Here is a 12,690-nt window from a genome sequence, read left to right as displayed (position 1 = left end):
AGCTCAAAGTGAACGAAGAAAAGACGCACCTTACGCACAGTCGTGAGGGAGTGAAGTTTTTAGGCGTGGAGATCGGAAGTCGATATACCCGAATCCAAACCAAGAAACTGGACTTGTTCAAACAACGGCTTAAGCAGATGACGAAACGAAACGGCGGTAAACCGTTGAGTGATGTGATCAAACAGCTGAATCCGCTATTAAGAGGGTTCAGACAGTACTTCAGGATTGCCAATGCGAGTGGTGAATTCAAGAAAATCGCCCAATGGTTAAGGAGACGGCTTCGCAGTGCTCAACTAAAATTATGGAAGAAACCTAAACGGCTGCATCGAAGGCTCAAGCAACTGGGCTACAAGCCGCCGTTTAAGTACATCTCGATGACCAGTTGGAGAAATGCAGCGAGTCCATTAGCCAGCCACGCGATGCCAAACAAATGGTTCGATGAGCAAGGTTTGGTGAATCTTGAAGAAGTGAGAACGGGGTATGTGTTCAGTGTTTATACTGAATGGAAGTTTGCATGAGCCGTATACGAGGTCCGTACGTACGGTTCTGTGAGAGGGATGAGGCGGCAACGCCTCACCCTACTCGATATTAAATACTTTTGCAGGATAAGCCTACATAAAAGCGTTGTCTGTCACACTATGATCCGTTGAATCTTTCACTGCGGTAAGACCCGGAACCTTCTCCATCAAAGTTTTCTCAACACCTTCTTTAAGAGTCAGATCAACCGCACTACAACCCTGGCAGCCGCCACCAAATTTCAATACAGCCACTTTACCATCGATCACTTCAAGCAAACTTACTTCGCCACCATGAGCCGCTAAACCTGGATTGATATCAGAATAAAGTACGTAATTGATTTGATCTTCAATTGGACTATCTGCCGTTACTTTTGGCATTTTGGCATTAGGCGCTTTAATAGTTAACTGACCGCCCATTTTTTCAGTAGCGTAATCAACAAAAGCTTCATCCAAAAAGTTTACAGAATTTTTTTCGATGTACACTTTTAACTTAGGCAAATTCAAGATTTCGTCTGTCTCATTCACTTCATCTGGACGACAATAAGCAAGACAGGTTTCAGCATAAGGCGTACCCGGTTGCTGGATAAAAATTCGCACAGCAATACCTTCTACACCTTGTTTTTCCAGCAAAGAAGAAAGATATTCTTGGGCACCATCGGTAATTGTAATATTCATAATAACCCTTTCAAAATCTACATAACGATCAATGAGAGTTATATTACAGGAGATAAAGAGCAAAGCCAAAGACCAAGTAAAAAAGTAGGGTATTTTTCCTCTTTCTATATATACCTTTTTCTTACAAAGAGATTCCGAATAAGCCTTATTATGAAAACCACTAAAGATATAGGTAAATATTCATTTTTAGAATAAAGGATATTTGCTACCATGCTTCAACTAAAACTTATTAACCACGGTTCATATCACTATGTATCAATACGACGCCATTGACCAACAGCTTGTTGAAGAGCGTGTAGCACAATTTCGCGACCAAACACGCCGCTATCTAAATCAAGAATTAAGCGAGCAGGAATTTCTTCCACTTCGCCTACAAAACGGCCTCTATGTTCAGCGCTACGCACCAATGCTACGCATTGCTATCCCATATGGAATGCTTTCTAGCACTCAATTACGTAAATTAGCCGATATTAGTTGCCGTTATGACCGATCATACGGGCACTTTAGTACCCGCCAGAATTTACAATTAAATTGGCCAAAAATAGAAGACGTCCCTGATATTCTAGCAGAACTTGCTGAAGTACAGATGCACGCTACTCAAACCAGTGGCAACTGTATACGCAATACAACAACAGACCAATACGCTGGCGTTATCTCTGATGAAGTCGTTGACCCACGCCCATACTGTGAATTGATTCGTCAGTGGTCTACTTTCCACCCTGAATTCGCATTCCTTCCTCGTAAATTTAAGATTGCAGTAAACGCTACTGAATCTGCTGATCGTGCTGCCGTACAGGTTCATGACATTGGTTTGCAAATCCGAAAAAATGATGCTGGTGAGATTGGCTTTAAAGTCATGGTTGGTGGCGGTCTAGGTCGCACTCCAATGGTTGGTGTTACAATCAGTGAGTTCATTCCTCGCGTGGACCTACTCACCTATTTAGATGCCATTATTCGCGTATACAACCAACAGGGCCGCCGCGACAATAAGTACAAAGCACGCATTAAAATATTAGTCAAAGCATTAGGCATCGAAGAATTCCGTAGTCGTGTAGAAGCCGAATGGCAACACCTAAGAGGCAAAGAAAGCACTGTTCCGATGAGTGAATTCGAGCGTCTTCAAGGCTTTTTTAGCGAACCAAACTATGAAACACTAGAAAACAACCCAGCTAGCCTAACAAACAAACTTGCGGATAGCGCAGGCTTTGCACGCTGGTTTGAACGTAATACTTTCGAACACAAAAAAGCAGGCTACCGCATAGTAACACTGACACTCAAAAAAGCAGGTCAGGCACCAGGTGATGCAACCGCTGAACAAATGCAAAGAGCCGCGGATCTTGCCGATCAATTCAGTTTCAGTGAATTACGTGTAAGCCATGAGCAAAACCTAGTACTTGCAGATGTTCGTCAAGATCAATTAGTAGAGCTTTGGGAAGCCGCAAAAGAAGCTGGTTTTGCCACACCAACACTTGGCTTGTTAACTGATATGATCTGCTGCCCTGGCGGCGATTTCTGTGCTTTAGCAAATGCGAAATCCATTCCGATTGCTGCACAGATCCAAGAAACTTTTAATGACCTTGATTACCTATATGACTTGGGAAATATTGATTTGAATATTTCAGGTTGTATGAATGCTTGTGGCCACCACCATGTTGGAAATATTGGCATTCTAGGTGTAGACAAGAAAGGTGAAGAATTCTATCAAATTTCGATCGGTGGCGCTTCAGGGCACGATGCAAGTATTGGCAAGATCCTTGGTCCGTCATTTGCTCAAGAAGAAATCAGCAGCGTTATTCAAAAGCTGATGAATGTTTATGTAGAAAATCGCTCTGAAGAAGAACGTTTTATCGACACTTATCGCCGCGTTGGCATCACACCATTTAAAGAGGCCGCTTATGCCAAAGCTAATTAAAAACGGCGAAATAATCAACAACAACTACAATTGGTTACAAGATGCCGAACAAGCAGCAACGCCAGACAGCATCGTGGCTGCGCAAAAATGGCTTTCTGAAAAAGAAAGCATCGGTAAAGTAGCTGGAATTTGGCTGGAAGCTGGTGACGGCGTTGAGTTCTTACAAGACGTGGACTTGAGTCAATTTGATGTTATTGGTGTGAATTTTCCAGCATTTACTGATGGCAGAGGCTTCTCCTATGCACGTCTTCTAAGAGAAAGATTAAATTACCAAGGTGAAATTAGAGCACTTGGCAATTTTATCCCTGACCAATTGGGTTACCTTTTACGCGTTGGATTTAACAGTTTCCAATTTAACGAAGAAGTGGACTTAGAAAAAGCTCTTGACCTACATAAGCCATTCTCAATCGCTTATCAGGGTGATGTATCAGACCCCAGACCTCTATTCTTGCGTCGCTAGACAAAACATTTTCAATAAACTAACAAGAAAAGGCCATTACGATGGCCTTTTCTATTGCGTATTGGACGCCTCATCATTATCGTACTAAACACATAAAGTGATTGATTGTTAAAGGAACTTGACGTGTCTAAAATACGCATTACCAGCCTAATTATTGGCGCACTACTTTCTGCCACTGCGCATTCTGCGACAGTATATATTTCCGACATCCAATTTGTTGCCATCCGTGAGGGACTAGATAACAACACAAGAGCAGTAGAAAGAGGCTTAAAAAGTGGAACGCCATTAGTAGTTTTAGAGCAAAACGATGGCTATACGAAAGTTCGTACGCCAAGCGGCAATGAAGGCTGGGTTGCGGATTATTTTCTTAGCGAAGATATGGTAACAAGAGATCAGCTGGAAACTCTACAGACTCGGTTAAATAAAAGTACCGAAAGCAGAACCGAAATTGCCGATGCTCTAAAAATCAGCCAACAAAAAATTCAAGAGCTAAATAGCGTAAACTCTGCACTTCAGGGCGAGAACGAATCACTAAAACAACAACTACAAAATGCCGCTGAACTATCAGAAAAGGCACAAGCCATCGTATCTCAAAACGAAGATGTTAGTTATCAAATAGCTACACTCAAACAGCAAGCAAGCACAGCGATAGCTCAAGCAGAGAAACTACAAGATACGACTGAGCAAAAATGGTTTATGATCGGTGGAGCCACCCTTTTTGGTGGCTTACTACTTGGCATACTCCTACCTATGTTAAAACGCAAAAAAAGCAGCACAGGCTCTTGGTCGTAATGTAGAGAGCTGCGCTTTATATAAGGTTTTATCTTTATAAAGGATAATTAATGGAAGCATCGATAGTACACTCCTTCTTTTTAATATTTGCAGGAGCGGCAGTCGTTGCTTCCATAGCCTTATACACAAGACAGCCTATGATTATCGCCTACATTGCCCTTGGCGTTTTATTTGGCCCCTCTGCACTATCCCTTATTAACGAACCAAAACTAATGGACGAGATGAGCCATATTGGCATCATCTTCTTACTCTTTCTACTTGGCTTAGATATGCAGCCAAGTCATTTAATAAACATGCTCAAAAAAGCATCATGGATCGCCCTACTTAGCTCCGCTGCTTTTGCAGCTTTAGGATATGGGGTAGCCATACTTTACGGCTATAGCAACACAGAAAGTTTAATCATTGGCCTTGCAATGATGTTCTCCAGCACAATTGTTTGCATCAAACTACTTCCAACTACCGTTTTACATCACAAACATACAGGAGAACTTGTAGTCGGTTTATTGCTATTACAAGATATGATAGCAATCGCAGTATTATTGGTACTGCATAGCATTTCCGGCAACGAAAGTATTGACGCAATACATTATATAAAACCTCTAATTGAATTACCGCTACTTGTCGCTTGCGCCTTCCTGTTCGTAAAATATATTTTGCTAAAGCTAATTACTCGATTTGACCGATTCCATGAGTATATTTTCTTGGTTTCTATTGGGTGGTGTCTATCCATGGCCGTACTGGCTGAGATAGCAGGTTTATCAGCAGAAATGGGGGCCTTCATAGCTGGCGTCGCATTAGCAACCAGCCCAATTTCTCAATACATAGCTACTCATCTAAAACCACTAAGAGATTTCTTCTTAATTTTGTTTTTCTTTAGTATTGGTGCGAGCTTTAATCTTGATCTACTAGGCCTCGTCATCGTGCCCGCCTTAATATTGGCCATTAGCTCAATGCTTATCAAACCTGTAGTATTTCGCTACCTACTGAAAGGCATAAAAGAAGATGCAAGCACTTCTTGGGAGGTTGGCTTTCGCTTAGGGCAAATAAGTGAGTTTTCGCTGCTAATTGCTTATCTAGCAGCCAACATAGGCCTAATTGGTAAAGAAGCTTCCCATGTCATACAGGCCACAGCTATTCTTAGTTTTGCGCTATCAACCTATATTGTCATTTTAAACTTCCCCAACCCTATTGCCATATCAGATCGTCTGCGACGAGATTAGAGCAATTCCGCTGTTTTTGCTCCTTATTAAAAGATCTTCTGCCACTTTTATAAAATGCTTTTATCTTGCCTCTTTCTTTAAGTACATAAAATATAATAGAATAGCGCGAAATACCTGACTACAAATGCAAAAAGTCTTGTATACTAACGCGCAAATTTCGTCCTCACTTATTTAGAGTAATGTAATGGCTGACTTATCAAAATACAGAAACATAGGTATTTTTGCTCACGTTGACGCGGGCAAAACTACTACTACAGAACGTATTCTTAAACTTACTGGTAGAATCCATAAGTTAGGTGAAACTCACGAAGGTGAATCAACTACTGACTTCATGGAACAAGAAGCTGAACGTGGTATTACCATCCAGTCTGCGGCTGTAAGTTGTTTCTGGAAAGATCATCGCTTTAACGTTATCGACACACCTGGACACGTAGACTTCACAGTAGAAGTATATCGCTCACTAAAAGTTCTTGATGGCGGTATCGGTGTATTCTGTGGTTCTGGCGGTGTAGAGCCACAGTCAGAAACTAACTGGCGTTATGCGAACGATTCTGAAGTTGCACGTTTGATTTTCGTAAACAAATTGGACCGCTTAGGCGCTAACTTCTATACCGTAACTGAACAAGTTAAAAAAGTACTAGGTGCAACGCCACTAGTCATGGTTCTGCCTATTGGTACAGAAGATGAGTTCTCAGGTGTTGTAGATCTATTAACTCGTAAAGCTTACATCTGGGATGAGTCTGGTTTACCAGAAAACTACAGCATTGAAGATGTTCCTGCTGACATGGTTGACCAAGTTGAAGAATACCGTGAAAAGCTATTAGAAACTGCTGTTGAGCAAGATGATGATTTAATGATGGCCTACATGGATGGCGAAGAGCCTTCTATGGAAGACCTAAAACGCTGTATCCGTAAAGGTACTCGTGACCTTGCTTTCTTCCCAACATACTGCGGCTCTGCCTTTAAAAACAAAGGCATGCAACTTCTTCTTGACGCTGTTGTTGACTACCTACCAAGCCCAACTGAAGTAGATCCTCAAGATCTTACAGACGAGGAAGGTGTTCCAACTGGCGAGAAAGCAATAGTATCTGCTGACGAGCCTCTTAAAGCTCTTGCATTTAAAATCATGGACGACCGTTTTGGCGCTCTTACTTTCGTACGTATCTACTCAGGCGTACTAAACAAAGGCGATACAATCCTTAACAGCTTCACAGGTAAAACTGAACGCGTTGGCCGCATGGTTGAGATGCATGCAAACGACCGTAATGAAATCAGCACTGCACAAGCTGGTGACATCATCGCAATCGTTGGTATGAAAAACGTACAAACTGGTCATACTATCTGTGATCCTAAGCACCCTTGTACTCTTGAAGCAATGGTTTTCCCTGAGCCAGTAATCTCCATCTCCGTTACGCCAAAAGACAAAGGCGGCAACGAAAAAATGGGTATTGCAATTGGTAAAATGGTTGCAGAAGATCCAACTTTCCGCGTTGAAACTGACATTGATTCTGGTGAAACCATCCTTAAAGGCATGGGCGAACTTCACCTAGACATCAAAGTAGACATTTTGAAACGTACTTATGGCGTTGATCTAATTGTTGGTCAGCCACAAGTAGCTTACCGTGAGACTATCACGAAGAGCGTTGAAGACACTTACACTCACAAGAAACAATCTGGTGGTTCTGGTCAGTTCGGTAAAATCGACTACCGCATCAAACCTGGTGAAGTGGGTTCTGGCTTCAAGTTCACATCTACAGTTGTTGGTGGTAACGTACCAAAAGAATTCTTCCCTGCTGTAGAAAAAGGCTTCAAGTCTATGATGAACCAAGGTGTTCTAGCAGGCTTCCCTGTTCTAGACATCGAAGTTGAATTGTTCGACGGTGGATTCCACGCAGTTGACTCTTCTGCAATTGCTTTCGAAATCGCTGCTAAAGGCGCTTTCCGTCAGTCAATTCCAAAAGCAGGTCCACAGTTGATCGAACCAATCATGAAAGTTGACGTGTTCACTCCAGATGACCACGTTGGTGATGTTATCGGTGACTTGAACCGTCGTCGCGGCATGATCAAAGACCAAGAGAAAGGTTTGACTGGTGTTCGCATCAAAGCAGACGTTCCTCTATCTGAGATGTTTGGTTACATCAGTACTCTACGTACAATGACTTCAGGTCGTGGTCAGTTCTCTATGGAGTTCTCTCACTACATGCCATGTCCTTCTAACGTAGCTGAAACTGTTATCGCTGCCGTTAAAGAGAAGAAAGAAAGAGAAAAGAACTAAGTTCTAGTTTTCTAATCTCTAAAAAAACCCGATGCACAATGTGCATCGGGTTTTTTATTGCCCCTTTACCCAGCAAAATTTTAAAGACATAAAAAAAGCGCCGAAGCGCTTTTCAAATTTCATATCAAAACCAATCATCCACCCATTAAAACGGAACAGGATATTCTTTAAAGACCACCATGATATCCTTCAAAGCTTCTTCAGACAGTGTCATATCAAAAGCAGCCATATCTTCTTTCAGCTGCTCAAGAGACGTTGCACCAATGATAGTTGAACTAACACCGTCAACTTGATCACACCACGCCAATGCAAGCTGAGCAGCAGTAAAGCCATATTTCTTAGCCACTTCCATGTAAGCGGCAACCGCTTTCTCAACCAGAGGTGTATCTCGGAAAATACCGTTACGCTGCGCATAGGTCCAACGACTTCCCTCTGGACGAGCACCACCAAGATATTTACCTGTTAAAGCACCAGCAGCCAAAGGCGACCAAGGCAAGTACGCCACATCCTCATGCACACAATTTTCAACCAAATAAGGCCAATCTTTTGTGTGCAACAAGCTAAATTCATTTTGAATAGACGCAACTCGAGGCAAACCATGTTTATCACTTAAACGAATAAACTCATTTATCCCCCAAGTTGTGTCATCAGATAAACCAAAGTGGCGAATCTTACCTGCTTTAATACAAGCATCTAATCCTTGAAGGATATCTAAGATCTGAGCAGACTGCTCATCGCGGTCAACATCGGTAAAACTAATAACCCCAGGGAAATGTTTCGCAAAATGAGGAGTAGAACGATTTGGCCAATGAAGCTGATAAAGATCAATATAATCTGTCTGCAAACGCTTTAAAGAAGCATCTACGGCTTCAATCACTGTTTTACCAGAAATATTGCTTCCATCACGAACGTACTCCATTCCTGGGCCGGCAATTTTAGTAGCAAGAATAAACTCTTCACGACGCGATGGATTGCGAGAAAGCCAATCACCAATAATAGTTTCTGTTTTACCATAAGACTCAGGCGTTGGCGGTACAGAATACATTTCAGCAGTGTCGATGAAATTCACACCATTTGCTAAAGCGTATTCAATTTGAACATCAGCATCAGCTTGATTGTTTTGAGTACCCCAAGTCATGGTACCAAGACATACGCGAGAAACTTCTAAGCCGGTTCGGCCAAGTGGAACATATTTCATTATATTAACCCTTCATATTCTAGCGACACATACAAGATGCAAAAAATAACCAAAGGGTCAATGTAATAAATTTTTGGCTTAGTAGCTAGTTTTATCAATGAAAACAATAAGGACCTAACTAAAACAATCTAATAAGCAACAACTCTAGTTATCAAGCAATGACTCATAGCGCTGGTCCGTCAATGTCTTCAAAAACGCAACAATGGCATCTACTCTTTGATCGGATAAGGCAGGACCCTTTTGCAGATTCACCAAGTCAATATTTTCCGCCACTTCAGGCTCAGCCCAAGGCTTACCTGTTTCAGGGTTTATTGTACGCCTTGGATTATTATATTTATCATAAAACAGCACTACGGCTCGAAGGTCTTTAAACACACCATTATGCATATATGGCCCTGTTACGGCCACATTCCGCAAAGACGGCACTTTAAATTTACCAGCTTGATTAGGATCATCTATGGACGGATTATCCAATAATCCAAGATCTTTTTTATTACCATTGTGTACCATTAGGTCAGGGTTAGACGGCACACCAATATTACGATATTCGTAATTACTGAAAGTTTCCTGAGGGTTAAGTGGCGAAGTATTTAACTGATGACAAGCATTACAGTTGGTAAACTGCTGAGAGAAAAATAAGGTTTTTCCAAGTTCCTCTTGAGGCGTCAATTTTATCTCGCCACGTAAAGCTCGATCATATCTAGAGTCAAAAGGCATAAACATAGCCGTTTTTTCAAACGTCGCAATTGCATTTGTAATTGCGGCATACCCCTTTATCGAGTCATTTAAAATATCCTGCCCATAAATAGAATCAAACAAGCCTTGATAGCGCTCATTTTCTTTCACCCTATTAACAACCGCTGCACTGTCTGGCAAGGCCATTTCTAAAGGATTTAAGAATGGTCCTTCTGCTTGTTGCGCTAAACCAGAGGCACGACCATCTAGAAACTGACCGCCACGATATTCACCATTAGACATACGATGAAAAGCCGGAGCAAATGCAGCATAGGCGGCAGTCGGTGTATTGCGGCTCCCCATGGACAATCTATCACTCCCCAACGAAACCGCACCAAACAACGCATCTTGTCTTTTGTCTACAAATCCGTTTGCGATATCATGACAGGTCCCACAAGACTGGTTACGCTCTTTAGATAAATTCGTATCAAAAAATAGCTGCGCGCCCAACATCGCTTTAGGATCTGTCATTGCAACAGGAAGCTCAGGAGAGGAACTAGTCGGCTTAACTTGCGAAACAACTTGCTTAGGCTCACTGCAAGCAGCTAGAAACAAAGAAACAGCCATCACACCTAAAGAAAGACGCAACATATTATTCTACTCTAACAATCAAAAAAGAATGATTCGCATCATACACCCATGCAAACCTGAGTGAAACAATGACGACAATCGAACAATAATTCGTCACAAAAAAAAGCGCAAAACAAGACATATATCAATTGTCTCATTGAGCGCTCTCTTATTTATTACCGACCACTTACCGAAGCACTAATTCTGCTCTGGCAAGGTCACATTTAACTCTAATATTGAACAATCATCGGTATTGTCTAATTGTATCTGCACATCCTCATTGCCGATGTTTACATACTTACGAATCACATCAATGATTTCTTGCTGCATCTGTGGCAAATAATCTGGCTGATGGCGTTTACTACGCTCATGAGCAACAATAATCTGCAATCGATCCTTGGCAACAGAAGCGGAGCTAGGCGCGCTTTTGCTTTTAAAATAGTCAAAAATTCCCACTCTAACCTCCTAACAAACGTTTGATAAAACCTTTTTTCTGGACCTCTAAGAAGCGCAAAGGACGCTCCTCGCCCATCAATCGGTCAACAGCGTCCATATAGGCAAGACCGGCTTCAGAATCTGTGTCTAAAATAACTGGTGTCCCTTGGTTTGAAGCTTTCAAAACAGCCTCTGACTCAGGAATAACACCCAGTAATGGAATTGCTAAAATATCCTCAACATCAGAGACACTTAGCATTTCACCTAACGCAACACGGCCAGGGTGGTACCGTGTTAGAAGAAGATGTTCTTCGATTGGCTCTTTACCATCTTCTGCACGTTTAGACTTACTTTGCAGAATACCCAAAATACGATCCGAGTCACGCACAGAAGACACTTCAGGATTAGTAACAACGATGGCTGCATCAGCAAAATATAGCGCCATCTGAGCGCCCTTCTCAATACCTGCAGGCGAATCGCAGATAATGTATTCAAAGTCCTTAGCAAGCTCCTCAAGAACCCCCTGAACCCCTTCAATAGTTAATGCATCTTTGTCGCGGGTTTGCGACGCTGGCAAAATAAACAAATCCTTTGTACGTTTATCTTTGATTAAAGCCTGAGATAAAGTCGCTTCTTTGTTTATGACATTCACGAAGTCATAAACTACTCGACGCTCACAACCCATAATCAAGTCTAGATTACGTAAACCCACATCGAAATCTATAATTACCGTTTTATGACCTTTTAACGCAATACCAGTCCCAATAGCAGCACTGGATGTTGTCTTGCCGACACCACCCTTGCCCGAGGTGACTACTATAATCTTTGCCAATGTTGTATCCCCCGATAAACTCACACTGAGTCTACCTAACTAATTAAATGAATAATAAATCTTAAAGCGGTACGATTTCTAAGCTATCGTCAACTAATAACACTTGAGCGCTGTCTTTCCAAACGATATTTTGCAGCGCATCGCTCAACATAAAATTACCGGCAATGGAAACCAGTTCTGCCTCCATGCTTTTACAAAAAATTCGCGCGTCTGCATCACCTTTTACACCAGCCAATGCACGACCACGTAATGCCCCGTAAACGTGAATATTTCCATCAGCAAGCACTTCAGCACCAGCACTAACCTGATTAAGGATAATTAAGTCGCCTTCTGCATAAACTTGCTGACCAGAACGAATTGGTTTAGTAATCACCTTGGTAGCTTGTGGTACTAAGCGTTCTTCAACCACGGTCTTCACCACCACATCTGGGCTAGTTTCTTCCTTCACAGCAGGAGAGATATTAATTGGTCTTGCTTTACTTGCCGGCAATAGAGGAATAGTTACCGAAGCATTCCAAACAGGTAATGCCTCGGGATCGCAACGCCAACCAATTACACCAAGCCCAAGAGCGCTAACCGATTGAATCAGCACCTCGAATTCTTCTAACCTGATACCACGCTTCATTTTCGAAATATCAATAATGATCGGCGCTTGATTAAAAAAATGCGGGACCTGATCAATCTTCTCTTTTAAATGAAATACAATGTCATCTAATGAAAAGGTTTGAATTTCTAATAAAACCGTTGTAACGACACTTCCTTTAAGTCGGAAGCCTGAGTCTGTCATGCAAACTGTCCTTTTTTAAATAGCTTAAATACTGAAAAGCCGCACAGAACTTTCATCATCAGCGTTAAAAATCTATTCTATCAAGCTGAATGATTAAAGAAAGCCACCACTACAATGTCTTTACACTTACATAAATGCCCATACCGCTCTCTTGTAGTGCTAAGAATAACGCAAAATGAGCAATAATGAACGTAAGATTAAGCATTTGATTTAATTAATATTTTACAACTTACTTACATAGTTGTTCCCACAAATCTGGGGAAAACTTTTGCACCAATAAC

General features: G+C 41.7%; 12 protein-coding genes. 6 read left to right on the top strand and 6 right to left on the bottom strand.

Going from position 1 to position 12,690, the window contains the following annotated elements:
- Window positions 1–518: group II intron maturase-specific domain-containing protein (locus B6N13_RS13560; protein ID WP_282434081.1), on the top strand; the 518-nt coding region annotated here is incomplete at its 5' end.
- A 93-nt stretch (window positions 519–611) separates the two neighbouring features.
- Here B6N13_RS13560 and nfuA read toward each other — a convergent pair.
- The gene (gene nfuA, locus B6N13_RS13555) at window positions 612–1,193 is read right to left on the bottom strand and encodes a Fe-S biogenesis protein NfuA (protein WP_012070045.1); all 582 of its coding nucleotides are present in this window, start codon (window positions 1,191–1,193) and stop codon (window positions 612–614) included.
- A gap of 250 nt (window positions 1,194–1,443) precedes the next feature.
- Here nfuA and B6N13_RS13550 point away from each other — a divergent pair, with 250 nt between their 5' ends.
- The 5 genes from B6N13_RS13550 to fusA all read left to right on the top strand — a co-directional run bounded on the left by B6N13_RS13550 (window position 1,444) and on the right by fusA (window position 7,852).
- Window positions 1,444–3,105, top strand: a complete 1,662-nt coding sequence (locus tag B6N13_RS13550) for a nitrite/sulfite reductase (protein WP_169459628.1) — start codon at window positions 1,444–1,446, stop codon at window positions 3,103–3,105.
- A complete protein-coding gene (locus B6N13_RS13545; RefSeq protein WP_169459627.1) occupies window positions 3,089–3,565 on the top strand; it encodes a DUF934 domain-containing protein in 477 nt (158 codons plus the stop codon). The genes B6N13_RS13550 and B6N13_RS13545 overlap by 17 nt, the downstream gene beginning before the upstream one ends.
- Before the next feature lie 123 nt (window positions 3,566–3,688).
- A complete protein-coding gene (locus B6N13_RS13540; RefSeq protein ID WP_012070048.1) occupies window positions 3,689–4,357 on the top strand; it encodes a TIGR04211 family SH3 domain-containing protein in 669 nt (222 codons plus the stop codon).
- Between the two features lie 50 nt (window positions 4,358–4,407).
- Window positions 4,408–5,577 (top strand): cation:proton antiporter, encoded by a 1,170-nt coding sequence (locus B6N13_RS13535; RefSeq protein WP_169459626.1) that lies wholly within the window; start codon window positions 4,408–4,410, stop codon window positions 5,575–5,577.
- Between the two features lie 184 nt (window positions 5,578–5,761).
- Window positions 5,762–7,852 (top strand): elongation factor G, encoded by a 2,091-nt coding sequence (gene fusA, locus B6N13_RS13530; protein ID WP_012070050.1) that lies wholly within the window; start codon window positions 5,762–5,764, stop codon window positions 7,850–7,852.
- A gap of 145 nt (window positions 7,853–7,997) precedes the next feature.
- Here fusA and B6N13_RS13525 read toward each other — a convergent pair whose 3' ends face one another.
- The 5 genes from B6N13_RS13525 to minC all read right to left on the bottom strand — a co-directional run bounded on the left by B6N13_RS13525 (window position 7,998) and on the right by minC (window position 12,409).
- Complete coding sequence (locus tag B6N13_RS13525; RefSeq protein ID WP_169459625.1) at window positions 7,998–9,050, bottom strand: aldo/keto reductase; 1,053 nt, start codon at window positions 9,048–9,050, stop codon at window positions 7,998–8,000.
- 144 nt (window positions 9,051–9,194) lie between these two features.
- Window positions 9,195–10,376 (bottom strand): cytochrome c peroxidase, encoded by a 1,182-nt coding sequence (locus B6N13_RS13520; RefSeq protein WP_169459624.1) that lies wholly within the window; start codon window positions 10,374–10,376, stop codon window positions 9,195–9,197.
- 177 nt (window positions 10,377–10,553) lie between these two features.
- A complete protein-coding gene (minE, locus tag B6N13_RS13515) occupies window positions 10,554–10,811 on the bottom strand; it encodes a cell division topological specificity factor MinE (RefSeq protein ID WP_012070053.1) in 258 nt (85 codons plus the stop codon).
- A gap of 1 nt (window position 10,812) precedes the next feature.
- The gene (gene minD, locus B6N13_RS13510; RefSeq protein WP_048814317.1) at window positions 10,813–11,622 is read right to left on the bottom strand and encodes a septum site-determining protein MinD; all 810 of its coding nucleotides are present in this window, start codon (window positions 11,620–11,622) and stop codon (window positions 10,813–10,815) included.
- Between the two features lie 61 nt (window positions 11,623–11,683).
- Entirely contained in the window at window positions 11,684–12,409 is a 726-nt protein-coding gene (minC, locus tag B6N13_RS13505) for a septum site-determining protein MinC (protein WP_012070055.1), read from the bottom strand.
- Window positions 12,410–12,690 lie beyond the last annotated feature (281 nt).

The sequence above is a fragment of the Marinomonas sp. UCMA 3892 genome (genome assembly GCF_012726345.1).
Classification (GTDB): Bacteria; Pseudomonadota; Gammaproteobacteria; order Pseudomonadales; family Marinomonadaceae; genus Marinomonas.
This window is presented reverse-complemented; position numbering and strand designations above follow the sequence as displayed.